Annotated in this window: 16 protein-coding genes; 4 read left to right on the top strand and 12 right to left on the bottom strand. The window is 65.8% G+C overall.

Annotated elements, in window-relative coordinates; translation table 11 throughout:
* Positions 1 to 62 precede the first annotated feature (62 nt).
* Positions 63 to 4487, bottom strand: a complete 4425-nt coding sequence (locus GCN75_RS25880) for a translocation/assembly module TamB domain-containing protein (protein WP_152284918.1) — start codon at positions 4485 to 4487, stop codon at positions 63 to 65.
* Positions 4487 to 6394, bottom strand: a complete 1908-nt coding sequence (locus GCN75_RS25885; protein ID WP_152284919.1) for an autotransporter assembly complex protein TamA — start codon at positions 6392 to 6394, stop codon at positions 4487 to 4489. Before GCN75_RS25885 ends, GCN75_RS25880 begins: the two co-directional genes overlap by 1 nt.
* A gap of 221 nt (positions 6395 to 6615) precedes the next feature.
* Between GCN75_RS25885 and queC the strand changes: the two genes are divergently transcribed.
* Positions 6616 to 7341 carry a 7-cyano-7-deazaguanine synthase QueC gene (queC, locus tag GCN75_RS25890; protein ID WP_152284920.1) on the top strand — a complete coding sequence of 242 codons (726 nt, stop codon included), beginning with the start codon at positions 6616 to 6618 and terminating at the stop codon, positions 7339 to 7341.
* Between the two features lie 78 nt (positions 7342 to 7419).
* The gene (locus GCN75_RS25895) at positions 7420 to 8325 is read left to right on the top strand and encodes a sterol desaturase family protein (RefSeq protein WP_152284921.1); all 906 of its coding nucleotides are present in this window, start codon (positions 7420 to 7422) and stop codon (positions 8323 to 8325) included.
* On the opposite strand, the gene GCN75_RS25900 is transcribed toward GCN75_RS25895, so the two are convergent.
* From GCN75_RS25900 to GCN75_RS25920, 5 genes are all read right to left on the bottom strand, one after another.
* Entirely contained in the window at positions 8309 to 8992 is a 684-nt protein-coding gene (locus GCN75_RS25900; RefSeq protein ID WP_152284922.1) for a helix-turn-helix domain-containing protein, read from the bottom strand. The genes GCN75_RS25895 and GCN75_RS25900 overlap by 17 nt on opposite strands.
* A gap of 46 nt (positions 8993 to 9038) precedes the next feature.
* Entirely contained in the window at positions 9039 to 10247 is a 1209-nt protein-coding gene (locus GCN75_RS25905; protein ID WP_152284923.1) for a RhtX/FptX family siderophore transporter, read from the bottom strand.
* Positions 10244 to 10642, bottom strand: a complete 399-nt coding sequence (locus tag GCN75_RS25910; RefSeq protein WP_152284924.1) for a cupin domain-containing protein — start codon at positions 10640 to 10642, stop codon at positions 10244 to 10246. The genes GCN75_RS25905 and GCN75_RS25910 overlap by 4 nt, the downstream gene beginning before the upstream one ends.
* Before the next feature lie 7 nt (positions 10643 to 10649).
* Positions 10650 to 12770: a TonB-dependent siderophore receptor gene (locus GCN75_RS25915; protein ID WP_226941568.1), complete on the bottom strand. Its 2121-nt coding sequence runs from the start codon at positions 12768 to 12770 to the stop codon at positions 10650 to 10652.
* Between the two features lie 107 nt (positions 12771 to 12877).
* Positions 12878 to 13753 (bottom strand): helix-turn-helix transcriptional regulator, encoded by an 876-nt coding sequence (locus GCN75_RS25920; RefSeq protein ID WP_152284925.1) that lies wholly within the window; start codon positions 13751 to 13753, stop codon positions 12878 to 12880.
* Between the two features lie 260 nt (positions 13754 to 14013).
* Between GCN75_RS25920 and GCN75_RS25925 the strand changes: the two genes are divergently transcribed.
* Positions 14014 to 17058 (top strand): sensor domain-containing diguanylate cyclase, encoded by a 3045-nt coding sequence (locus GCN75_RS25925; RefSeq protein WP_226941569.1) that lies wholly within the window; start codon positions 14014 to 14016, stop codon positions 17056 to 17058.
* Here GCN75_RS25925 and GCN75_RS25930 read toward each other — a convergent pair whose 3' ends face one another.
* Both GCN75_RS25930 and GCN75_RS25935 read right to left on the bottom strand, forming a co-directional pair.
* On the bottom strand, positions 17059 to 17433 hold the full coding sequence (locus tag GCN75_RS25930) for a hypothetical protein (protein ID WP_152284926.1): 375 nt from the start codon (positions 17431 to 17433) through the stop codon (positions 17059 to 17061).
* A gap of 545 nt (positions 17434 to 17978) precedes the next feature.
* Positions 17979 to 18614, bottom strand: coding sequence for an Npun_F0296 family exosortase-dependent surface protein (locus GCN75_RS25935; RefSeq protein ID WP_152284927.1), 636 nt, complete (start codon positions 18612 to 18614; stop codon positions 17979 to 17981).
* A 360-nt stretch (positions 18615 to 18974) separates the two neighbouring features.
* Between GCN75_RS25935 and GCN75_RS25945 the strand changes: the two genes are divergently transcribed.
* Positions 18975 to 19487, top strand: a complete 513-nt coding sequence (locus GCN75_RS25945) for a hypothetical protein (protein WP_152284929.1) — start codon at positions 18975 to 18977, stop codon at positions 19485 to 19487.
* Positions 19488 to 19606: 119 nt separating this feature from the next.
* Here GCN75_RS25945 and GCN75_RS25950 read toward each other — a convergent pair whose 3' ends face one another.
* The 3 genes from GCN75_RS25950 to GCN75_RS25960 all read right to left on the bottom strand — a co-directional run.
* Positions 19607 to 22777 carry an efflux RND transporter permease subunit gene (locus tag GCN75_RS25950; RefSeq protein WP_152284930.1) on the bottom strand — a complete coding sequence of 1057 codons (3171 nt, stop codon included), beginning with the start codon at positions 22775 to 22777 and terminating at the stop codon, positions 19607 to 19609.
* A 25-nt stretch (positions 22778 to 22802) separates the two neighbouring features.
* A complete protein-coding gene (locus GCN75_RS25955) occupies positions 22803 to 24008 on the bottom strand; it encodes an efflux RND transporter periplasmic adaptor subunit (protein WP_152284931.1) in 1206 nt (401 codons plus the stop codon).
* 12 nt (positions 24009 to 24020) lie between these two features.
* Positions 24021 to 24712 (bottom strand): TolC family protein (locus tag GCN75_RS25960; RefSeq protein WP_193317659.1); only part of this gene is annotated, 692 nt, incomplete at its 5' end.

The raw sequence follows: 24712 nt of genomic DNA on the forward strand, positions 1-24712 counted from the left end.
CGCTCAGTCTGCACTGAGCGGCATTGATTACCGGCTGTCCGTATTGTCGAGCGGTCGGATGGTCAATCGAACGCCCATGTATACAGCACGTCGAGCGCATTGTTCGTGCCCGTCTGGAATTGCAGGGTGATGCGGCGGTTCAGCTTGTAACGGAGCTTGACCAGGCTCGTCGCCGTGCTCGTGCCTTGCTCGAACGTCAGGTAGGCGCGCGAGGACAGGCGCTTGCCGACCGTGACGACTGTGCTTTCCAGCCCTTGCGCCTGCGACAGGCCCACTTCATCGAGACCCAGCGAATTGGCCAGCTTGCCTTGCAAGCCGCCGCCGGAGCCGCCGAACAGGGCGCCCGCAGCCGTCGTCAGCAGGGCCATTTCATCGCCGGCCGCCGTTTCCGCGCCGTGGCCCAGAATCAGCCAGGCCAGCTTGTCGCTGTCCGACACGCTGGGCGTGGAGACCAGCTTGGCCGTCGGCGCCTGCGCCGTGCCGCGCACTTCCACGCCCGCTTCCACGTTCGTTTCCGACAAGGCTTCGCCTTCGGGACGCTTGCGCACGGCCAGGATGTTCAGGGACGGATTGTCGTAGGCGCCCGTGAAGGCGATCAGACCCCGTTCGATCGACAGCTTCTGTCCATACGCGGCGTACTGGCCGTTGGTAACTTTGATGCTGCCCGTCACGCGCGGCGCGGCGCGGTTGATGACGCGGGCGCGCACATTGCCCGCGAGGTCGGCATCGAGACCCATGCCGCGCAGGTGGAAGGCATTGCCCAGGTCAAATTCCAGGTCGATATTCAGGGGCAGCGACGGCGCTTCCTTGCTGCCCTTGACTTCCTTGCCCAGCACCACCACGTCGCTGCTTTGCGTGGGCGTGTCTTGCGGCGCCAGTTCGATCAGCGCGCGGTTGGCCTTGAACTTGCCTTCAAAGCTGAAGCGCTTGTCGTTGCGCACCAGGGTGCTGTTGCCCGACAGGACCAGGGTGCGGTCGGGGCGCGACAGCGCCTGCAGGCGGTCGGCCATCAGTTTCAGTTCCAGGCTCGCTTCGCCATTCGCAAAGCGTACCCAGCCATCTGCCTGCACCTTGCCGTCGCCGCCGTCAAAGCTCAGGCGCTGCAGTTGCAACTGATCGCCGGCCAGCTTGGCTTGCAGCACGCCATTGCGCAATTTCAAGCCCTGATCGGCCCAGTTCACCAGCAGCTTGCTGCCGTTGATGTCGCCATTCAATTGCGGCGCGCCGATGGTGCCGCTGCCGGACAGGGCCACTTTCAGGGCGCCGCCCAGTTCCAGGCCCGGTTGGCCCGTCAGCGGCGCCAGCCAGGCCAGCGAATCGATGCTGGTGGTGCCCGTCAGGGAGAGGGCGCTGTCGTTGCTGATGCGTCCACCCAGCATTTGCACGGTGGCATGGATATCGCTCTGGCCCGCGCGCGCGCCGTCCAGTTTCACGGCCAGACGCAGCTGCTGGTTGGCAACATCCACGCGGGCGTCGAGGGTGCGCAAGCCCAGGGCCAGCGGCTGCTCCACGCCCACCGTCACGTCGCCTTTTTCGCGGTAGATGTGCAGCATGCCCGCCAGGGACGGATCTTTCTGTTGCGCCGTCGGCACCTGCATGTCGAGCGACCATTGCGCGCCCAGGGTCAGGTCGCTGCGTGCATTGGCTTGCAGCGAGGGAATCACTTGCGCCAGATAGGTCAGGGCCACGCCGGCCGCCTGGCCGGAACTGGTCCAGCGGGGGCCGTTCTTGGCCAGGCTTTGCATGGTGATGCTGCCTGCTGGCAATTTGATGACGGTATTGCCCACGCTGATCTGCTCGGGCTGGCCCAGGCCCGCCACGCCGCTGCCGGCAGGACCGGCCACTTTGACGGGCACGGGCGCTTGCAGCACGAGCGCATAGCGGCCCTTGTTTTGCAGGCTGTCGATGCTGCCCGTCCAACTGGCGCCGCTCTGGCTGCCGCGGATTTGCACGGTGGCATCGAAATCGTCATTGCGTGCCGCCAGGTTCACCGTATGGCTGCCGCGCGTGCCCGTCGTGCCCAGGTGGGCGCTGGCCAGCTTGAAGGTGGGCGTGCTGTAGCCTGCGATGTCCAGGCTGCTGACCATGGGGTCGAGCGCGCCCTGGCCGGCGCCCACGCTGGCGCTGCCCTTGATGGATTTCAATTGCTGGTCGCCAAAGAAGGTCAAGTCTTTGCCATCGAGCGTCAGTTGTGCGGCCGGTGCGTCCATCTTGCCGCTGACGGAACCGGACGCTTGCAGCACGCCGGCAAAGCGGGGACCCAGGGTCGACAGTTGCGGCGCGTCGAGTTTCCACGTCAGCTTGTCCGTGGCGCCGCCCAGCGCGCCCTTGGCCAGCAGGCTGTTCGGCCCCAGGCGCAGTTCTGCATCCACGCTGTCGACCCGTTTCGCGTTGGCCGACAGTTTGGCGTAGCCGGCCAGCGGCGCGTTTTGCAGGGTCGATTCGCGCAGAGCCAGGTTGAGGGCCACTTGCCAGTCGCTCGTCAGGCGGCCGCTGCCGTTGAAGTCCGCATTCACGTTGCCGTTGGGCAGTGCTGCACCGAAGGCGGCAGGGTTGATCTTTTGCAGGGACCCCGTCACTTTCAGTTCCGCTTGCTGCTTCGGCCCCGTCAAGCCCACCTCGCCGCTGGCGTGGATGACGCTGTCGGGCGCGGGGCGCTTGCCGCTGGTCAAGCCCAGTCCTTTTGCATCGGCAACAAAACTCGTGCGCGGCTGCTGCATCGTGCCTTGCACCACGCCGCTGGCTTGCACGGCGCCCAGTAAGTCGGCTTGCAGGGCAGACAGTTGCCGCGCATCGACGTTCCAGTTCAGCTTTTCGCCGGCGCCGCCAAAGTTGCCCTTGGCCGTCACGTTGTTCTTGCCCAGCGCCAATTGCACGTCGATGCGGCTGAAATGGGCCGCATCGGCCGTCAGCTTGCCCTTGCCGGACAGGGGCTGGTCGAGCAGCTTGCTGGGGCGCACGGTGAAGTCCGCATTCGCCAGCCATGCCGGCGCCACGTGGCCGTCGGCGCGCACGTCGACGTTCAGGTCGGCCACGGGGAAGGCGCCGAAGTCGGCCGGGTTCAGGCGGCTGGCGTTGGCCACGGCCTTGAACGGCTGTTCGTCCTTCAGGCTGATCTGGCCCGTCGCATTGACGCTGCTTTTGCCTGCCTGCAAGGTCGCCTTGCGCAGTTGCACCAGGGAATCGGCCAGGGTGGCTTCCACGTCCAGGCGCAGCTTGGCTTCGCCCAGTTTTGCGCGCAGGGTCTGTGTCTTGCCATCGCTGTCGAGCACGATGTCGCCCACGATCTTCGTGCTGTTGATGCTGCTGTAGATGTGCTGCAAGTCGATCTTGTCCGTGTGCAAGGTCAGCTGCGCATTGCCGATGGGGCCATCGGCGGCATCGCGGTTGAGCTTGCCGCCGCCCGTGAATTTGCCCGCGTTGCCGAAATCGATGATGGCCGACTCCAGGGTCGTGGCCGTCAGGGTGCCGCCCAGGCGCGCCTCGAACTGGCGCAGCGGCAGCTTTTGCTGGTCGATGGGGCCCGGCGTGGCGTGGTTGAGGATGGCCAGCTTGCCCGACACGGTTTGCGCGTTTGGACGCGTATCGATGGCGGCGTCCAGCTCCAGGCTCAGGTCTGCCTGCGGCAAGGTCGCATCGAACTTGCCCGGATTGATGTTGCGGCCACGGATGCTGGCCGAGCGCAGGATGATGACGGGGTCGAACGGCGCCAGCGCCAGCTGGGCGTCGGCCGTGGCCGCGCCTGCGCTGCCCTTGGCCGTGACGTTCAGCACGTTCAAGTCGCCGCCCAGTTGCAGGGCCAGGGCGGCCGGTTTTTCGCCGGCGGCGGGGTTGATCTGCGTCAAGCCGGCTTTGCCAGACAGCTTGAACGGCTGCGTAGCGGCAATCGTCGCGCTGGCCGTGGCCTGGCCGAACGGCGTCAGCGCCGACGCATCTTCCAGCTGCCATTGCGTCTTGTCGCCAGACAAAGTGAAATGGATCTTTTCAAACACCGTGTTGCCGCCCGCGCTGACGAGGGTGACCTTGTCCAGGCGCGCGTCGCTGATGCCGATTTTAAAGGGCGAAGCCAGGCTGGCCGGCATCGTCGACGGTTCCTCGGACGGCGCCGTGCTTTCCACGGACAGGCTGGCCACGTGCAGTTCGCTGATGGCAATGCCTTCCGAGAAGAACTGGAACGGCGACCAGTTGATGTCGATGTTGTCGGCCGTGATGTGCTGCGTCTTGCTGCGGTAGCTGACGTGGCCAAGGTGCATGCGGTTGTACAGCGAGCCGGACACGCCCGACACGGTAATTTCGCCGCCGCTGGCGCTGGCCACTTTTTGCACCAGCATCTGCAAGGTCGATTCGCGGCCCAGGAACCAGAAGGCGGCGCCCAGCAGCACGGCCAGGCTGGCGACGGCGATCAGCAGGTAGCGTAGCCAGCGACGCGGTTTCTTGGCCGGTGGCGGCGCGGCGGCGTGGGGGGATTCGGTAATAGTGTCGGACATCAGAAAGTGAATCCCAGAGAGAAGTGCAAACGGTATTTGTGGACGGCGTGGCCATACGCCACGTCGACATTGATGGGGCCGACGGGGCTCTTGTAGCGCCCGCCCAGCCCGTAGCCCGATTTCGGCGTCATGGCTGCCTTGACGGTATCGGCCGCGTTGCCGGCGTCATAGAAGGCGGCAATCGCCCATTTCGGCTTGAACCAGTACTGGTACTCGGCGCTGCCGGTCAGCATGTAGCGCCCGCCGATGGTGGCGTCGCCTTCCTTTACGCCCAGTTCCTGGTAGCCATAGCCGCGCACCGACTGGTCGCCGCCCGCGCGGAACAGGTAAACGGCCGGCACGCCCCGTTTTTCCTTCGAGCCCAGCGCGCCCATTTCGCCGCGCACGATCACTTCGCCCTTTTCGCCCAGCGGACGGTAATACACGGCCTTGCCGGCCACGCGCACGAAGCGCTCGTCCGTCAGCACGGGCAGCAGGGCGCCGCCCACCTGGGCATTGATGACATAGCCCTTGGTGGGGAACAGCAGGCTGTCGAGACTGCGCTTGGTGATGGCATAGGTCAGCGGCAAGCTCTTGCTGCGCGTCTGTTCCAGGCCCACGACGGTCTTGTCTTCGCTGAGGAACTCGAACGTGAGGCTGCGCTCGAGGTTGGTGCCGCCCCAGTTGCGCTTGGCCGAGATGGTGGTGACGGCCGTGATTTCGTTGGAAATGTCGCTGCGCTCGAACGAGGCGCCCGCGCTGTCGTTGTAGCCGCGCTCGGTCGTGGGGAAATAGAAGTTGGCGTGCGCCGCCTGTTTCTTCGTTTCCATGGTGAGGGCGCTCTTGAAGCGCGTGCCCCACACATTCAGGTTGTCATAGTTGAGCTGGGCGCGATTCCCCGTATTCGTACTGAAACCGAGACCGGCGCTGACGTTCTGCTGCTTGTTTTCCGTCACGCGCACGACCAGCGGCAGCTGCGGCGCGGGGCCCCGGTTGACGGGCTTGGCCACGGGGGCAGCGCCCTCGGCCTCGGCCGCCTGGCTTTCCTGGCCCGCCTCGATCTGCTCGTTGAGGATGCTGCTCATGTCGGCGCTTACTTCCACGCTGGCAAAGTAGCCCGTATCCTGCAGGCGCGCCTGCAACGATTGCAGCGCCGATTCGCTGTAGTAGTCGCCCGGGTGGATCTTGTCGAGGTTGCGGATGATGCTTTCATCGTAGCGCTTCAAGCCTTCGATGCGCAGCTCGCCGAAACGCAGCTCGGGGCCGCTGTCGAGCACCACCAGCAGCGAGACCTTGTGCGTTTCCGGGTCGACCACGGCTTGCGTATCGACCAACTGGGCGCGCGGGTAGCGCGTCTGCACCACTTCGCGCAGCAGCGCGCGCTTGGCCGATTCCCAGTCGGCCTGGCGGAATACGCTGCCCGTCTTCAGCGACCAGCTGCGCTTGAGCGCTTCCGTGTCATACGGTTCGGACGCGGCCAGCGGCGGCGTGGGATCGAAGCCCCGCAATTCCAGCTCGACCTTGTCGATGGTCACCGGTTCGCCCGGCTCGAGGTCGACGATGACGAGGGGTTTGGCGCCCGTCGTATCGACGCGCACCGTGACGACGGGCGTATAGTAGCCGGCCGTGGCGACGAGGTTCTTGGCTTGCTCCGGCGTATCGCGCACGAGGCGCTGCAATTGCTCGCGGTCCATGCGCGGGTTGCCGCGGAAGCGTTCCAGGTCCAGGTTTTTTTCCAGCAACTCATCGAGGTCGCCCGGCGCATTGACCTTGACGTCGTACTGCAGCGGGGCGGGGGCCGCCTCCGTGGCGGCGTTGTCTGCCGGCGCGTCTTGCGTGCTCTCTTGCGCACCCTCCTGCGCGGCGGCGTGGGCGATGGGGAACAGCAAGATGACACTGCCGGCGGCCGCCAGTGTCAGTTGACCCATTGCTTTTGCCACTACTTGTGCCAAAATCCGTGGTCGTATCGCCTTGCCGGCAGCTGTATGCCGTATGGGTCGTGCAGAAAACATGGTGCTCCAGATGAGTAAATGCTGACTCCATGTTACCGGAATAGGTAAACTGATGGCGGACGAATAAGTATTTTTTGCGCGGGGAATCGTGTTTCCCTGCGCACTCGGAACAGAATCAAACTGAAAAGAAAGAAATTATGCTAGCAACGGACTCCGCACTGGTGCTCTTTAGCGGTGGACAAGATTCCACCACCTGCCTGGCCTGGGCCTTGAAACACTATAGCCGCGTGGAAACTATCGGCTTTGACTATGGACAGCGCCATGCGATCGAACTGACCGTGCGTCCTGGCGTGCTGGAACAGATGCGCCGGCAGTCGCCCGAGTGGGACAGCCGCCTGGGCCAGGATCACATGATCGACCTGTCCCTGATTTCCGCCATCTCCGATACGGCCATGACGCAGAACGTCGAGATCGTCATGCAGGAAAACGGCTTGCCGAACACGTTTGTTCCTGGGCGCAACTTGCTGTTCATGACGGTGGCCGCCACCGTGGCGTATCGCCGCGGCTTGACGGTGCTCGTGGGCGGCATGTGCGAGACGGATTTCTCCGGCTATCCGGATTGCCGCGACGACACGATGAAGGCGCTGCAAGTGGCCCTGAACCTGGGCATGGATACGCGCCTGAAGCTGGAAACGCCGCTGATGTGGCTGGACAAGGCGCAAAGCTGGGACCTGGCGGAAGACCTGGGCGGCCAGCCGCTCGTCGACCTGATCCGCAGCGGCACGCACACGTGCTACCTGGGCGAGCGGGGCGAGCTGCACGACTGGGGCTATGGCTGCGGCACCTGCCCCGCCTGCGCCCTGCGCGCGAATGGCTACCAGCAATACGCGGCGCGCAAGGCTGCGAAGCCGGCTATCAAATAAGCAGTTTGCGCCGTTTCTTCAAGCGGCGCGGCAGCAGTGCAAGCGATGCTGTGGTTTTTGCCACCGGAGTCCCTTGCCATGAAATCCCTCTTTGCCGCGCTGTACGGCCCCGTCTTCTGGGCCGGCTTCATCGGCGCTGCCGCCTGGCTAATTACGGTTCGCCAATATTCCCTCTGGGCCTTGCCGCCGCTGTTGCTGCTGGCCCTGCTGACTTCCTTTCTTGCCGAGCGCTGTCTGCCGTATGACGGTGCGTGGAACCACGATCACGGCGATGGCTGGCGCGATGTGCTGCACGCGCTCGTCAATGAAGCGCTGTACCTGCTGGGACTGGCGGCCTTTCCCTTGCTGGCCGGACATCTGGCGCTGGGGCCGTTCTGGCCAGTCCAGCTGCCGTTCTGGGGGCAGTTGCTGCTGGCCATCGTCATCGCCGATTGCGGCATTACCCTGGTGCATTACCTGAGCCACCGCTATTATTTTCTGTGGAAACTGCATGCCGTGCACCATAGCGTGACGCGCCTGTATGGTTTCAATGGCTGGATGAAACATCCGCTGCATCTGCTGCTGGAAGCGGCGGGCGGCATGCTGCCCTTGCTGTTGCTGGGCATCCCGAAGCCCGTCATGGCCGTGCTGGCGTTTGCCGTGGCGGTGCAATTGCTGCTGCAGCACGCTAACGTCGACATGCGCATGGGCCCGCTGCGCCACGTGTTTGCCTGGGCGCCCCTGCACCGCTTTCACCACATGAAGTACGGCACGGCGGGCGACGTCAATTTCGGCCTGTTCTTTACCTGCTGGGACCGGATGCTGGGCACGCGTTTCGATGCGCCGGATTACCGCATGCGGGGCGAGGACCTGGGCATCGGCAGCCGTCCCGATTACCCTGTCGCATACGGCGCGCAGCTGCGGGAACCGTTCCGCGCGGAAGAGGGCGTGCGCGCGCCCGAGTTGCCGGAAGGCTTGCGCGCGCCCCTCAATCGATCAATGTGACGTGAAGCTGGCGCAGGCTGCGGTCGGCGCGCACGCCGAACAGGCTGCGCATGGTGCGCGAAAAATGCGCGGCATCGGCAAAGCCGGCGCCGTGGGCCGCATCCGTCAGGGTGCTGCCGAGCAAAATGAAGCGGATGGCCAGGCGCAAACGGCGCCACAGCACCAGGCGCCGCACGGGCAAGCCCAGCTGGGCGCTGAACAGGCGTTCCAGCTGGCTCAGCGACAGGTGCGCCGCCTCGGCCACGGCGGCCGCGCTGACCTTGCCCGACAGCAGGGCATCGACCTTGTCCAGTGCCCGCAGCAAGCGGGGATCGGGCAAGTGTTCGCGCGGCTGGGCTTGCAGCGCGGCGGCCAGGCGATCGAGGCTGGGTGCGCCTGCGCTGCGGGCCGCCGCCAGCAGGGCCGGCCCGCCCAGCCGTTGCGGTTCCGCATAGATGGTCAGCATGGGCGCCGGCGCGCTCAGGATGGCGTGCGGACGCAGGCTGTCGATCAGCAAGTGCTGCGCCGTGTGGACGATGCCATCGAGCTCTGCCGTGAAGGGCGCGCCCGTGCTCAGCATCAGCTGGTGCGCGTAATGGGCGTGGCTGGCCGTGGCGCCCACTGCGCCATGCAAGATGGCAAAGTCCGGCGCCAGCCACAAGCTTCCCTGCCAGCGATCGTCGTGCAAGCGATACTCCTGAATCGGTCATCGCCTGCACTTTACAGCACGGCGCTCAGGCCCGCTGGCGCGCCAGCAGCATGGCCAGCAGGGCGCAGACGATGCCGAGCGTAAAGCTGCCGCCATAGCCGGCCGCGGCCGCCACGCCCGTCAGGGTGGACGAGGTGAGGATTTCGCCGCCGTCGCGCATGCTTTGCACGGCCGTCATGTCCGTGCCCGCCTGGCCGCTTTGGCGCGCAAACTGCATGACCATGGTCAGCATGGAAACCGATGCGCAGCCGGCGCCGAAGCAGCCCAGCGCCGTCGCCAGCCAGACCAGGCTGGATGGCAGGGGCGCCGCCATGGCGGCCAGCCATAGCCACAGGCCGGCAGCGGCGGCCGAAGCGCCTATGCCCAGCACGAAGATGCGCTGGGGACCGTGGCGGCCGATCAGCCAGGCGCCGCCGCCACAGCCCAGCAGCACGGTGATCATGCCGCCCGCCATGCCCACCTGGCCGACGGCTTCCAGCGGCCAGCCGGCGTCGACCAGCAGCAGTTTCGACAGGCCATAGCCGGCCACGGCCGTCATCGACGACAAAAAGGCGATGCCCAGCAGCGCGGGCGCGCCGGGCCGGCGAATGAAGCCGCGCAAGCTGGCCTTGCCCGCAGCCGTGACGGCAGCGGGCAGCGGGGCCGCGAGCGGCGTCTCGCGCCACAGCACGACGAGCAGCAGGCTGGCAGCGCCGATGGCCGCCAGCGCCAGCAGGGCCGTCCGCTGTCCAAACATGCCCGACAACATCAACACGCCGGAGCCGCCCGTGAAAAAGCCCACCATGGTGCCGCCCACCTGCAAGGCATTGGCGCGGCCCAGCGCGGCGCCTTCGAAGCGTTCGGCCAGCATGCCGTCGGTGGCGATATCTTGCGTGGCGCTGGCCAGAGAACCGAGCGCGGCCAAGGCGACGATCAACGGCGCCGTGGCGGCCGACAGTCCCAGCAGGGCGGCGCCCAGCAGGCAGGCCGTGGCCAGCGCCTGCATCGGCAGCAGCCAGCTGCGGCGCCGGCCCAGGCGCGCATTCCAGCGGTTGTCGACCTGCGCCGCCCACAGAAATTTCAGCACCCAGGGCAAGCCCACCAGCGGCAGGAAGGCCAGGGCGTCGAGCGGCGCGCCGTCGCGGCGCAGCATGGCCGGCAGCGCTTCCATGGCCAGCCCCAGCGGCACGCCCTGCGTGAAGTACAGGGCCGCCACCATCAGCCACAGGCGGATGTTCGGCAGTGGCGGCCTCATGCGGCACCTCCCACTTTGCGGTGTTCGCTGCCGATGCTGGGGGTGATGAACAGCAGGCGTCCCGGCACGTGCACCTGCAGCCGGTGCCAGGTGCCGCGCGCCACGATGCAGGCTTGCCCCGCCTGCACGGCGATGCGGCGTTCCGCGCCGTCGTCCGCCTGCAGCACCAGTTCGATGCTGCCTTCGAGCAGGCACAGGGTTTCATCGCCGCGCGGGTGGCGTTCCCAATGGTCGCCATGCACGGACTGGGCGTCGCTCACGTGCTTGACGCCGATGATCCAGTCGGCGCGGCTCTTGCCGCGCGCATGGTAGGGGATGGCCTGGGCCAGCGCATCGGCGTGCAAGGCCAGCAGGTGGCCGTCGAGGGGGAAGAGCGTGCAATTGTCGTCGTTCATGGGGACCTCAATACTGGGCGCGCACGGACAGCATCACGCTGCGCGGCTCGCCATAGCGGTTGTTCCAGGCCGTGCCGGACAGGCTCTGGTAATAGTGTTTGTCGAACAGGTTGTTGACGTTGAGCGCGGCCGTGAAATGACGGTCGATGCGCCAGCCCAGGCGGGCATGGGCCAGCGCATAGCCGCCCTGGCGCAGGGTCACGCCGCCCGAGGTGACGCTGTAGCGGCTCTGCGCCTGCAAGCCCAGTCCCGCGCTCAGGCGGCGTCCGGCCCACGGCAGGGTAGCGTTGGCCCACGCGCGCACGATGTGGGCGGGGGCGAAGCTGGCAAATGCCTGGCCCTGCGCCTGGGCGTCCTTCAGGTAGCGCGTCGTGTTGTAGCTGTAGCTGGCCGACAGGTTCAGGTCGGGCGTCAGCCGGCCGTTCGCTTCCGCTTCCAGGCCGCGGCTCTGCACTTCGCCGCCCGCGATGTAGTAGCAGACGTTGCCCGCGCAGGGGAAGTTCGGATCTTCCTGGGCCCGCTTGTTCTGGCGGATCTGGTAGACGGCCAGCGACACGTCCAGCCTGCCATTGGCCAGCGCGCCCTTGACGCCCGCTTCCAGGTTGTTGCCCGTCACGGGATCGAGCGTCTTGCCGTCGGTGGTGGTCTGGCTTTGCGGCTGGAAAACCTGCGTGTAACTGCCATAGCCCGACCATTGCGGCGACAGGGCGTAGACCAGGCCGCCATACGGCGTCAGCTGGGTGTCCGGTTCGACTGCCGCCGTGCGCGTTTCCTGTTTCCAGCGGCTCAGGCGCGCGCCCGTGATGGCCGTCAGTGCATCGCTCACGTGGAAGCGCGCCATCGCGTAGGCGCCCCACTGGCTGACCTTGGTCGGGCCGCGCGACGCGTAGGCGCCCGTGACCGGTTCCGCCAGCGCGTACGGGTTCCAGTGGAAGACGTCATACGTCCCCTTGGGCGGCGGCAGGAAGCTGGCCGAGAATTGCTCGCTGGACGTGTGCTGGACGTTGGCGCCCAGCAGCAATTCATGCTGGCGTCCGCCCAGGCGGAACGGGCCGCTGGCGTAGGCATCGACGCTGTTCTGCAGGTTGTCGAAGCGATAGGCGGCGCCCATCACGCTGGAAGACGGGCGCTGGTCGCGGCGCGCGGCGCCATACGCGCCCGCGTATTTCAGGAAGGAATCGCCGGACAGGTGGTTGGCTTGCACCTTCGCTTGCCAGCCGTTGGCAAAGTGCTGTTCCAGGCTGGCGAAGACGCGCTCGGTATCCCAGTCGAACTGGTCCCAGGCCGCATCGAGATAGGTGGAGCGGGGCAGGCCGATATCGCCGCCGTCCGCATAGCGGGGCACGCCCGCCATGTTGGTGATGGAGCGGATGCGCTGTTTCTGCGCACCCACGCTGAGCATGCTGCCGGGCGCCAGGTCCAGTTCGGCCACGCCATACAGATTGCTGCTGTTCTGTTGCGCCACGTCATAGAAAAAGCCCCGCTCCTCGTGCGTGGCGACGACGCGCGCGCGCAGCGTGGCAGCGGCGTTGAGGGGGCCGCCGATGTCGGCTTCGCCGCGGCGCCGGTCCCAGCTGCCGGCCGACAGCGCGCCCTGTGCGGCGAAGGTTTTTTGCGGCCGCTTGGCCACCAGGTTGATGGTGGCGGCAGGGTTACCGCTGCCATGCAGCAAGCCGTTGGCGCCGCGCAGGATTTCCACGCGCTCCAGCATCGCCAGGTCTTGCTGAGGACTGGCCATGTTGCCCATCAGCACGGGCACGCCATCCTGTTCGAAGGAATCGATCTTGAAGCCGCGCGCGTAGTAGGCCGTGGTCAGCAGCTGGAACGGCTGCACGGTGGTGCCCGGTGCCTGCTGCAGCACGTCGTCGAGCGTATGCAGGTTTTGTTCCTGCATGCGTTCCTGGCTGATGATGCTCAGCGACTGCGGAGTGTCCTTCAGCGAGGCGCCCGTCTTGCCCATGTTCGCGCCCGCTTCGCGCGTGGCCGTGACGGCGATGACGGGCAGGCTCGCTTCCGGCGCCGGCGCGTCCGCCGCCTGCGCCAGGTGGCTGGAACCGAGTGCGGCCAGCACGTGCAGGGTATGCCGGGGCCAGCGCAGGCGGCGTGGAGAGAGGAAAAACATTGCCATGAAAAACCAGACCTTTCGTATTGAGAATCAATCTCAATATGGTAAGGAGTGCTGGCGCCCGGGCGTTAAGGATTGCCGCTGTTTTCCTGGCGATTGCGCGTATTCCGTCAGGCGCAGCGCATGTCGCTGGGGGAAACCCCATAGCGCTGGCGGAACACCTTGCTGAAATGGGAATCCGTATAGCCGCAGGCATGCGCCGCATCGGCCACGCTGATGTTGCCGGCCGCCAGCATGCGGTATGCCAGTTCCAGCCGCTGCTGGCGCACGTAGGCGAACACGCTCGTGCCGAACAGCTGGCGAAAGCCCTGGCTCAGCGTGCTGGCATTGGTGCCGGCCAGACGCGCCAGTTCCGGCAGGGTGGGCGGGGCGTGCAGGCGCTGCAGCAAGATGTCGCGCGCCTGCTGCAGGCTGCGCAACTGGCGTGCGCCGGGCGCGGCCGTTGGGGGGCGGGCATCCGTCAGGCCGTCCATGACGGCGGCCGTCAATTCCAGCGCCTTGCCCGATAAATACAACTGGCGCAGCGGACCGGCCAGCGGGCACAGCATGATTTGCCGCCCCAGCACTTGCAAGGCTTTGCCGGCGCGCCCGTTCGCCGTCGCCATGGCTTGCCGCGTGGCCGGGGCGATGCGCCGCGCCAGCGCGCCCAGCTCGGCGCCGAAGGTGTCGCGCAAGGCTTCCATCGGCATGCGCACGCTCAGGTACTGCAGCGGTTGCCGTGCAGCGTAGCGGTGGCTGACGGCAAATGGCGTGTCGCTCAGGCTGATGTGGAAGGCGGGACCCGCAACGCCGACGGCGGCGCCGCTTTGCAGTTGATAGTCGAGCTGGCCCTCCAGCACCAGCACCAGTTTCAGTCCCGCCTCATTGTGTTCGATGCTGTGCGTAGGCTCTGCAAACGACAGGGTGCCGGCACTCAGCGCCAGCCTTGGCGTGGCCAGCGGCAATTGCCAGGAAGCGTCGTTGGAGGAAAGGGGCTGGGAAGGCATCGTCGAGGACCGGGAGCAAGAGCGGATGTGAATTATAAATGAGAATCATTATCAGTTTGCGTGGCGTCGACTTTATGTCGGGAAAACGGAATTGCACTTTCGCAATATGTGGTCTTTTTGACACAACATTCGGCATTGCATGCCTGTCTGCTGTAACGTACTATCATTCTCATCGACTACCGATGGTAGTCGTGCAGCCCGCTGCCAGCCATGTTGCTGGCCGTGACGCGGTTTGATCTCCGTTCTGCTTTCCGCCTGCCATGCCTACACGCGCGTCTTCGTCGTGGTTTGCCCGGCCAGTGTCGCACTGGGTGGGACCGCACGTGTTGGCCGTGCTGGTGCTGGCGTTGTGCCTGGGGCTGACGTATGGCGCCTGGCGCAATGCCCACGATGTCAGCGAACAGCAGGTGCAGGCCGATTTCGATTTCCGCGTGCGCGAACTGATGAACAACATCGGCGGCCGCATGCAGACCTACATCCAGGTGCTGCACGGGGTGCAGGGGCTGTATGCCAGTTCGCGGGAAGTCACGCGCCGCGAATTCCATGCCTATCTGGCGGTGCAGCAGGTGGACCGCCACTTTCCCGGCATCCACGGCATCGGCTACCTGCCGCTGGTGTCCGGCGGCGCCCTGGCGCGGCACGAAGCGAGCGTGCGCGCGGAAGGCTATCCCGGCTATGCCGTGCGGCCGCACGGCCAGCGCGCCTGGCACGCACCGATCACCTATCTGGAACCCTTGAGCGAGAGCAACCTGCTGGCCTTCGGCTATGACATCTGGTCCGAACCCGTGCGCCGCGCCGCGCTTGAGCAGGCGCGCGACACGGGCCAGGCCGCCATGACGGGCAAGATCCAGCTGGTGCAGGATGGCGGCAACGCCCAGGCGCATGGCTTCCTGGTGGTGCTGCCCGTGTACGACAACAGCTTGCCGCATGGCAGCGTGGAGCAGCGGCGCGCCGCGCTGCGCGCCTGGGTGTTTGCGCCGTTCCGCATGGCCGATCTGATGGCGGGCGTGGGCGGCGAGGCGTCGCGCCAGCTGGACCTGGAAATCTACGATGGCGCGCAACTGGCCGACGCGGCCCTGATGTTTGACAGCTTGCCGGGCACGCAGTCGGCAGGGGCGTCGGCCACCCTCGTTGCGCGGCAGGCGATCAGCATTGCCGGCCGCGCCTGGACCGTGCGCGTGCGCGCCATGCCGGGTTTTGACGGCGAACTGCTGGCGCGGCCCCGCCTGGTGGCCATGACCGGCGTGCTGGTCAGCCTGGCGCTGGCGCTGGCGGCGTGGCTGCTGGCCGTGGGCCGCGCCCGCGCCCAGGCGGCGCTGCTCCGTTCGAGCGAGCTGACGGACCAGCTGGAGCAGGGGCAGGCGAGCGTGCTGGCGATGGCCGAGGCGGCGCAGCGCAGCCAGGCCATGCTGCGCAGCATCCTCGATTCGACCATCGACGGCATCCTGGTCGACAATATCGATGGCCGCATCTTCACGTCGAACCGGCGCTTCCGCGACTTGTGGCAAGTGCCCGACGCGCTCGACTGGCAAGCCGATGGCGCGGCGCTGGTGCGCCATGTGGAAAGCCAGCTGGAGCAGGCGGCGCCTTTCCTGGGGGCACGCGCCCATGCGCCGCACGGCCACCGCGAGCGGCGCGACGTGCTGCACCTGCGCGATGGGCGGGTGGTCGAGCAATATGTGCGCAGCATGCAATTAGGCAACGAGCAGGCGCGCCTGTGGACGTTCCGCGATATCAGCGAGCGCAGCCAGATGGAGCGGCGCGAGCACACGCGGCGCCAGGTGCTGGAAATGCTGGCCACGGGCGCGCCGCTGGAACGCGTGCTGGAAAGCGTGGTGCTCAGCGTGCAGGCCGACCATCCTGCCATGCTGTGCAGCATCCTGCTGCTCGATGAAAACCGCCACCGCCTGGTGCTGGGTGCGGCGCCCAGCCTGCCTGCGTTTTTCAACCTGTCCAGCCATGGCCATGACCTCGACACCTTGCAAGGCGTGCATGGCATCGCCGTGCAAGCCCTGCGCGAAGGCCAGCGCGTGATCGTGGGCGACCTGCATGTCGCTGCCGATGGGCACGAGGCGATGGAACTGGCGTGGCGGGCCCAGCTGCAATCGTGCTGGGCCGAGCCCGTGCGCGGCGGTTCGGGCAAGCTGCTGGGCGTGCTGATGGCGTATCATCGCCAGCCCATGCTGCCGGGCGCGGCGCATCTGGCGCGGCTGGGCGAGGCGGCGCACCTGGCCGGCATGGCCATCGAACAGGCGCAGGTGGCGCTGGCCCTGCGCGCGGGCGAAGCGCGGTTCCGCAGCCTGTACGACCATGCGCCCGTGGCCCTGTGGGAACAGGACTGGTCAGCCGTGCGCGCCGCGCTCGATGCGCTGGAAGAGGCGGGCGTGCGCGACCTGGGCGCCCATTTCCAGGCGCATCCGGATGCGCTGCAGCGGCTGGCGGGGCTGGTGCGCATCATCGATGCCAACGGCGCCGCGCTGGCGCAGGTGCGCGCCAACGAGGACGACCAGCGCCGCGGTGCGCTGGGCCTGGCGCAGAATTTCGACGACAGCGCCTTGCCCCGCTTCGGCGATGCGCTGCTGGCGCTGGCGGGCGGCGCCCACCTGTACGAATGCGAAAGCAGCTTCGTGCGCCTCGATGGCGCGGCGCGGCAGAATGAACTGAGCTTGCTGGTGATGCCTGGCCATGCGGACAGCCTGGACTTCGTCATGGTGTCCTCGCTCGATATCACCGAGCGCAAGCGCATGAATGCGGAACTGCTGCAGCTGGCCACCACGGATTTTTTAACGGGCTTGCCGAACCGGCGCCACTTCATGGCGGCGCTGGCAAACGAGCATGCGCGCCTGCAGCGCGAGCTGGCCAGCTGCGCCAGCGTGCTGATGCTCGACATCGATCACTTCAAGCGCGTCAACGACGAGTATGGCCATGCGGTGGGCGATGCCGTGCTGCGTCACCTGGGCGCGCTGATGTGCCAGGCGCTGCGCAAGGTCGACGTGCCGGGCCGCGTGGGCGGCGAAGAATTCGCCATCCTGCTGCCCGGCACCGACCTGGCGGCGGCCGCCGTGTTTGCCGAACGGCTGCGCCGGCGCGTGGCGGAAAGTTCGCTGACCACTGACGGCGGCATCCTGATCACGATCACGGTGAGCATCGGCATGGCCGCCATGGCCGGCACCGATGCCGATTGCGACGCCGTGCTGGCGCGCGCCGACGAGGCGCTGTACCGGGCCAAGCGGGGCGGGCGCAACCGCATCGAACAGAATGACGGCGGCAGCGACGGCGTACTCAGCAAGTTCATGGCGCAGTGATTACAGGCCCTGCTGACGCGCTTGCGCCTGCTTGCGGTTGCGGCTGACGATCAGCCAGACGATGGCGACGGGAATGAGCAGCGGCAGCAGCACGGGCGTGCTCAGCGCCAGTACCAGCACCACGCACAAGGCCACCACGGCGATCAGCACCACGCCCACGCCGGCCAGCGCCACGCCCGTCACGACGGCGGCGCATACCAGCGCCATGGCGGCAATCAGCAAGCCGCCGCCGGCAAACACCAGGCCGAACAGCCACTCCAGCGGTCCGTCGACATCGTCGCCGTTGAACTGCATGTGCATGTCGCTGCCGCCCACCTTGTCGAGGAACAGGCAGGCGAGCATGACGATGAGGACGAAGGTGAGCAATTTTTTCATGATAAGCCTCGCGGTGTGGGTGATGGGGTATTGCATGGTCACACTGTAGAGGCGCGCCCGGCTGGCTGCCAGCGGCATGCGACAGGCTGTCATTTTTACGGTATGGACAGTGCTGGCAGCGAGAAAACGCTGATGTAGAACAAGATTTCTTTTCTTGTAATGTGCGCAAGCCGTCCTATACTGAATACCTCAGTCTCGCAAGGAGGGCAACATGCTTTTGTTTGCAGATACCGGGGATCAATCGCTATCCCCCCATGACGACCGGATCACGCGCCAGCGTAGCGCCCCGCAGTCCTGTGCCGAGCCCGTCGGCGCGCCATCGGCGATACCGCCGATTATCATCACCCCGTTCAATTACCAGGCGCCGCTGCCGGCCATCGACCCGCGCCGGGTCCCGCCCGGTCCTCCGCTGACCTGGCCCAACCGGCCTGCCATGTCCATGTGCTGAAGGGCTTGCCTGCGTCCTTGCCGTCCATGCGATGGCTGCCGTAAAAAAGCCCGCGTTGCGGGCTTTGGCTTGCTCACGGCGTTTTTGACGATGCCGCTTACGACGCTTTGCGGCGCAGCATGAAGCCCAGCAGGCCCAGTCCGGCCAGCAGCATGGCATAGGTTTCCGGCTCCGGCACGGCGGCGATGAAGGCGTGGTTGTCCGTCTCGAAAGCGTTCGAGGACGAATGGAAGGCCACCGAGGTGATCTTGCCGCCTTCGCCGGCGAAAGCATTCACGTACAGGCCCACGGACTGATCGCCGTTCGCCTGGTCGCCTGCCAGGCTGGCCAGTTGCGTGCCCGTCAGGGTAGTGCTGCTCTGGTCGGCAAAACTGTACGTCACGCTGTTGTAGGGATCTGGCGAGCCCATGTAGAAGCCGAAATAACTGAGGCCGCCCGCAAAGTTGGCTGTCACGGGCGAGTGCTGGTCGGACGAAATGCCCGCGGACAAATACATGCTCGTGTCGCCGGGAGGGGCGGCGTGGTTGCCGTCCGTGCCCGTGAACAGGGAGCCGTCGATATAGTTGGCTGGCAAGATCCCACTGTTGAAATCGATCGTGGTGGCGCCTGCGACCGACGTGACCAGGCCTTCGCCGGCCAGCGCCGTGCCGCCTGCCGTGAAGGTGGGAAGAGCGCTGGCGCTGCCGGCGGCCGCGGCGAGCGTCGCGCAAGCCAGAGTGGACAAGATTTTCATGTAGATACCCTCGAATGTGTGTGCACAGCTATTTTTTTCAGGAATGATGAAAGTGCCCGGCGTGGCGATGCGGCGCGGCGTGCAGGGAAGAGGGACGGCGCGTGATGAAATAATTTCTTGTGGCCAAGCATTACCTACTGCAATATTTGAATATAAAAAACACAATTCAGATTGCAAAATAATAATAGGTTTACTTGAGAAATATCAAAGCGCGATTGCTAGAATAAAGCTACTAAATTGATAGCTTGCCTTATTGCCGGGATCGACTATGGCGGGCCACGCCTTACCTTGCGGCAAGGCGGCACGGGCGGGCGTTTTCGACTATCATGCTAGCCCCGACCTTCCATCACGAGCACCGCCATGAGTACCGATTTCCCCGACTTTTCCGACGAATCAGCCGAGCAGGACAATGACGCCCCCATCCAGGAGCCGCGCCTGTGGGTAGGCAATGGCTGGACGGCGCGGGTGATCAAGAACGAGGAAGATGAAGGCTGGGCCGTGGCCATGATCAAGGATGGCGAACCGGAGCCGGCCCTGGTGGGCCCGTGGACCATGGGCCGCGACAAGAAAAACCCGAAGCCGCTCGACGTCAACGCGTTCAACACGCTGGTCAAGACAGCCTCGGAAGTGCTGCGCCGCCACGAGCAGCAGCTGCATGCGCAATTGCACAAGAACCTGTTCGTCGCCACCGACGAGGGGCAAATCAAGGTGATGTTCGACATCGTGCCCGACGAAGACCACCCGTACGCGGAACTGAGCGCCTACGACGCGGACGGCGAACAGATCGCCAAGGTGCGCACTTCGGCCGCGTTCAAGTTCAATGCGACGGCGGCCGCCAACTGGATCGAAGGCGGCTACCGCCGGCCAGGCTAGCAAAATCTTTGCGCGGCACGCTTTGCGGCTTCCGATGCCCGCTGTACTTGAGTACAGCTGCGCGTCTCAGCCGTAAATCGAAGCCGCTCGCTACGATTTTGCTACGCCTGGCTCCATGACTACACCGCCGCGCCTGCGGGCGCGGTGTGCCTTTCCACCTCTTCTTCCTTGCGGTACGCCAGCCGATACAACAGCGGCAGCACCAGCAGGGTCAGGGCCGTCGACGACAGGATGCCGCCGATCACCACGGTGGCCAGCGGACGCTGCACTTCGGCGCCCGTGCCCGTGGCGATGGCCATCGGCACGAAGCCCAGCGACGCCACCAGCGCCGTCATCAGCACGGGCCGCAGGCGCGTGATCGCTCCCTCGCGTATCGCTTCCTGCAGGGGCATGCCCTGTTCGCGCAGCTGGCGGATGTAGGCGATCATCACCAGCCCGTTCAGCACGGCCACGCCGGACAGGGCGATAAAGCCCACGGCCGCCGAGATCGACATGGGAATGTCGCGCAGCCACAGGGCGACGATGCCGCCCGTCAAGGCGAACGGGATGCCGCTGAACACGAGCAAGCCATCTTTCACGTTGCCGAACATGGCGAACAACAGCACGAAGACGAGGGCCAGCGCCACGGGCACCACCAGCTCCAGGCGTTTCGTGGCCGACTGCAGCTGCTCGAACTGGCCGCCCCAGCTGGTCCAGTAGCCGGCGGGAATGGCCACCTGCGCTTGCAGCTGCTGCGTGGCGTCTGCCACAAACGAGCCGATATCGCGCCCGCGCACATTCGCGCTGACGACGATGCGGCGCTTGCCGTCTTCGCGGCTGATCTGGTTCGGCCCCGGCGCCACTTGCAGGCTGGCCACTTCGCCCAGCGGGATGAAGCGCGCGCGGCCTTCCGCCGCCGCGCCCAGGGGCAGGGCGATGGGCAGGCGTTTCAATTGCTCCAGGTCGCTGCGCAGGCTGTCGGGCAGGCGCACGACGATGTCGAAGCGGCGGTCGCCCTGGAACAGCGTGCCTGCCTCCTGTCCGCCGATGGCCGTGGCGATCGCCGACTGCACGTCGGCAATGTTGAGGCCATAGCGGGCCGTCTGCTCGCGGTCGATCTGCACCGTCAGCATGGGCAGGCCCGTCGTCTGTTCCACCTTCACTTCCGTGGCACCGGGAATCTTGCCCAGCACGCCGGCGATCTTTGCCGCCGTGCTGTCGAGCACGGTCATGTCGTCGCCGAACAGTTTCACGGCCACGTCGCTGCGCACGCCGGAAATCAGTTCATTGAAGCGCAGCTGGATCGGCTGCGAGAACTCGTAGTTGTTACCCGGCAAACTGCTGGCCGTCGCCTCGATTTCCGCCAGCAATTGCTCGCGCGATTTTGTCGGCTCCGGCCATTCCTTGCGGGGCTTGAGCATGATGTAGCCATCGGAAATATTCGGCGGCATGGGGTCGGAAGCGATCTCGGCCGTTCCCGTGCGGGCGAACACGCGGGCGATTTCCTTGTGGCTGTCCATCAGCTTGCGTTCCAGCTGCTGCTGCATGGCCAGCGATTGCGTGAGACTGGTGCCGGGAATGCGCAGGGCCTGGATGGCGATGTCGCCCTCGTTCAGGCTGGGCACGAATTCGCTGCCCATGCGCGTGGCCAGCAAGCCCGACAGCAATACCGCCACGGCGGCGCCCGTCAACACGACGGGCGTGTTGCGCATTACCTTGTCCAGCAGCGGCGCATACCAGCGCTTGGCGGCGCGCATGATGGCGTTTTCCTTTTCCGCCACCTTGTTGCCGATAAACAGCGCGACGGCGGCGGGGATGAAGGTGATCGACAGCAGCATGGCGCCCAGCAGGGCAATCACCACCGTCAGGGCCATCGGCGTAAACATGCGGCCTTCCACGCCCGTGAGCGCGAAGATGGGCAGGTACACGACCATGATGATCAGCTGGCCGTACAGCAAGGGCCGGCGTGCCTCTTGCGATGCCGCAAACACTTCGTGAAAGCGTTCCTGCAAGGTCAAGGGCCGTCCCAGTTTCTCCTGCGCATGGGCCAGGCGGCGCACGCAGTTTTCCACGATCACCACGGCGCCATCGATGATGATGCCGAAGTCCAGCGCACCCAAACTCATCAGGTTGGCGCTCACATGGTATTGCACCATGCCCGTAAACGTGAACAGCATGGCCAGCGGTATCACCATGGCCGTGATGACGGCCGCGCGGATATTGCCGAGGAACAGGAACAGGATGGCGATCACCAGGACCGCCCCTTCCAGCAGGTTTTTCTTTACCGTATTGATGGCCTTGTCGACGAGCACCGTGCGGTCATACACGGTGACGGCGTGCACGCCCTTGGGCAGGCTGCGGTTGATTTCCACCATTTTCTTGTCGACGGCTTGCGAGACGGCGCGGCTGTTCTGGCCGATCAGCATGAAGACGGTGCCGAGCACCACTTCGCGGCCGTTTTCCGTGGCCGCGCCCGTGCGCAATTCGCGCCCCAGCACCACGTCGGCAACGTCGCGGATGCGGATGGCCACGCCCTGCACATTGGCAACGATGATGTTGGCGATGTCGTCTTTCGACGCCACCTGGCCCGGCGCGCGTATCAGCAGCTGTTCGCCCTGCTTTTCGATGTAGCCGGCGCCCACGTTGCCATTGTTGCGCTCGAGCGCCGTCACCACGTCCTGCAGGCTGATGCCGTAGGCAGCCAGTTTTTCCGGGTAGGGCGCCACCTGGTACTGCTTGGCGTAGCCGCCGATGGCATTGATCTCCGTCACGCCCGTGACATTGCGCAATTGCGGCTTGATGATCCAGTCCTGGATTTCGCGCAAGTCCGTGGGCGTGTACGGCGTGCCGTCCGGCTTTTTCGCGCCGTCCTGCGTTTCCACCGTCCACAGGTAGATTTCACCGAGGCCCGTGGAAACGGGACCCATCTTGGGCGTGATGCCGGCCGGCAAGCTTTCCTTCGCTTCCTGCAAGCGCTCGTTGATCATCTGGCGGGCAAAATAGATGTCCGTGCCATCCCTGAAGATCACCGTCACCTGCGACAGGCCGTAGCGCGACAGCGAGCGCGTCTGCTCCAGGTTGGGCAAGCCGGCCATGGCCGTCTCGATGGGGAAGGTGACTCTTTGCTCGGTTTCCAGCGGCGAATAGCCGGCGGACTGGGTATTGATTTGCACCTGCACATTGGTGATGTCGGGCACGGCGTCGATGGGCAGCTTCTGGTAGCTGTAGATGCCCAGGCCGGCCATGGCGGCCACGGCCAGCATCACCAGCCAGCGTTGGTCGATGGCGAAGCGGATCAAGCGTTCAAACATGATGGTTTCCTTTGGCTTGACGTGATCAGTGTTCGTGGCCGGCGGCATCCTTGCCCAGCTCCGATTTGAGGACAAAGCTGCCTTGCGCCGCGTACGGCGTGCCGGCGGCCAGGCCCTGCTTGATGTGCGTCAACTTGCCATCGCTGCGCCCCAGCACCACGGGCGTGGCCTGGTAGCCATCCTTGACTTGCACGAAGACGACGGGCTTGTCTTCCACCGTCTGGATGGCCGTGCTGTGCACGGTAACGGGCGCGTCCGCTTCACCTGACACCACTTCCACCGTGACGAACAGGCCCGGGCGCCACGCCATGTCGGGATTCAGCAAGCTGATGCGTGCCTTGGCCGTGCGCGTCTGCTCGCCCAACAGCGCGCCCACATAGGTGATCGTGCCTTGCGCGCTGGCGTCGAAGGCGGACGCTTTGACTACCGCCTTGCCTCCCATGCGCACGGTGGCCAGGTCTTTTGCGGGCACGGCGATTTCCGCCCACACGGTCGACAGGTCGGAAATGACGAAGATGTTCGCGTCTTCCTTGACGGCTTCGCCCAGGGTGATGTGTTTTTCCAGCACCATGCCGTCGAACGGCGCGCGGATGTCGTAGCGGTTCAGCGGCCCCTTGCCGCCACTGCCGGCACCCAGCGCGCTGAGCTTTTGCTGCGCGTTCTGCACGGCGATTTCCGCTTCGCGCCACGTTTGCTGCGCCTGCAGATAATCTTGTTCGGCCGAAATTTTCTCGCGCCACAATTTTTCTTCGCGCTCATACGTGGAGCGGGCCAGCGACAGCCGCCGCTGCGCCGACAGCAGTTCGCTGCGCTGTTCCGACAGCGCCGTGCTGGCGATGACGGCCAGCACCTGGCCCTTTTTCACCAGCTGGCCCAGGTCCGCCTGCACGGCTTCCACCACGCCGGACAGGCGCGGCACGACGTGGGCCGTGCGGTCTTCGTTGAAACGGATTTCGCCGGGCAGGGCCACCGTGGTCTGGATGCGGCCGGGCGCGGCCGTGGCGATGACGACGCCGGCTGCGCGGCTTTGCGCGGCCGTCAATTCCAGCCTGCCTTCCACTGCTTCGTGGCCGTGTTCGTCTTTCTTTTCAGCATGCGCTTCCGCCTTGGCGGCAGGGGCAGGCGCGGGGTTGGACTTGCCCGTGCCGAGGATCAGGGCCGCCAGCACGATACCGGCCGCTGCGATGGAAGCGATGGCGATCGCCTGCTTTTTGTTGAGTGTGATGTTCATGGATGGTGTTCCTTACAGGGGAGCTGGTGTGCCCAGCAGGCGCTCGATGTCGGCGGCGGCGTGTTGCGCTTCCGTCAGCGCGCGCAGGTATTGGTTTTTGGCTTGCAGCAAGGTGCGCTGGGCATCGAGCACGTCGAGGAAGGCGAACTTGCCGAACTCGAAACCCTTGCTGGCCGCGTCGTAGGCGCTCTGGGCGCCAGGCAAGATGTCCTGGCGCAAGCTTTCCACGTCGAGCCTGGCCGTGGCCAGCCGTTCGCTGGCGGCGGCGACGGCCGTTTGCACGGCGATGCGGGCGGCGATCAGCTCGTCGCTGGCCTTGTCGCTGCGGCGCAGCGCATCGAGTTTGTTGCCCGCATTGCGGTCGAACAGGGGCAGGGGCAAGGCCAGGCCGATGATGGCCTGGTTGCGTCCCAGTTCTTCCGAGCGCTTCATGCCGATGCTCACGGTGACGTCGGGCGTGGCGCGCCGCTGTTCCACGTCCAGCATGGCTTGCCGCTGGGCCAGCGCGCTTTGCGCCTGGCGCACGGCAGGCGCCTGGGCCAGGCGCGCCGCCAGGTCGCTGGCCGCAGGCAGCTCCGGCAAGGTTTCCAGGCGCCCCTCGGCGACGGTAAAGCGTGGCGCGGCGTTGCCCCACAGGGCGGCCAGGCGCTTGCGGGCGCTGGCCAGGGTGCTGCGAGCCAGGTTCAGCTCCAGCCGCACGCTGG

Source organism: Janthinobacterium violaceinigrum (assembly GCF_009208555.1).
GTDB classification, from domain to species: Bacteria; Pseudomonadota; Gammaproteobacteria; order Burkholderiales; family Burkholderiaceae_D; genus Janthinobacterium; species Janthinobacterium violaceinigrum.

What these genes read in the sequence shown, in the direction of transcription:
- GCN75_RS25880 (WP_152284918.1), bottom strand. Translation starts at nt 4,487, where the DNA reads ATGTCCGACACTATTACCGAATCCCCCCACGCCGCCGCGCCGCCACCG.
- GCN75_RS25925 (WP_226941569.1), top strand. Translation starts at nt 14,014, where the DNA reads ATGCCTACACGCGCGTCTTCGTCGTGGTTTGCCCGGCCAGTGTCGCAC.
- GCN75_RS25905 (WP_152284923.1), bottom strand. Translation starts at nt 10,247, where the DNA reads ATGAGGCCGCCACTGCCGAACATCCGCCTGTGGCTGATGGTGGCGGCC.
- GCN75_RS25950 (WP_152284930.1), bottom strand. Translation starts at nt 22,777, where the DNA reads ATGTTTGAACGCTTGATCCGCTTCGCCATCGACCAACGCTGGCTGGTG.
- queC (WP_152284920.1), top strand. Translation starts at nt 6,616, where the DNA reads ATGCTAGCAACGGACTCCGCACTGGTGCTCTTTAGCGGTGGACAAGAT.
- GCN75_RS25895 (WP_152284921.1), top strand. Translation starts at nt 7,420, where the DNA reads ATGAAATCCCTCTTTGCCGCGCTGTACGGCCCCGTCTTCTGGGCCGGC.
- GCN75_RS25915 (WP_226941568.1), bottom strand. Translation starts at nt 12,770, where the DNA reads ATGGCAATGTTTTTCCTCTCTCCACGCCGCCTGCGCTGGCCCCGGCAT.
- GCN75_RS25910 (WP_152284924.1), bottom strand. Translation starts at nt 10,642, where the DNA reads ATGAACGACGACAATTGCACGCTCTTCCCCCTCGACGGCCACCTGCTG.
- GCN75_RS25930 (WP_152284926.1), bottom strand. Translation starts at nt 17,433, where the DNA reads ATGAAAAAATTGCTCACCTTCGTCCTCATCGTCATGCTCGCCTGCCTG.
- GCN75_RS25885 (WP_152284919.1), bottom strand. Translation starts at nt 6,394, where the DNA reads ATGGGTCAACTGACACTGGCGGCCGCCGGCAGTGTCATCTTGCTGTTC.
- GCN75_RS25920 (WP_152284925.1), bottom strand. Translation starts at nt 13,753, where the DNA reads ATGCCTTCCCAGCCCCTTTCCTCCAACGACGCTTCCTGGCAATTGCCG.
- GCN75_RS25935 (WP_152284927.1), bottom strand. Translation starts at nt 18,614, where the DNA reads ATGAAAATCTTGTCCACTCTGGCTTGCGCGACGCTCGCCGCGGCCGCC.
- GCN75_RS25955 (WP_152284931.1), bottom strand. Translation starts at nt 24,008, where the DNA reads ATGAACATCACACTCAACAAAAAGCAGGCGATCGCCATCGCTTCCATC.
- GCN75_RS25945 (WP_152284929.1), top strand. Translation starts at nt 18,975, where the DNA reads ATGAGTACCGATTTCCCCGACTTTTCCGACGAATCAGCCGAGCAGGAC.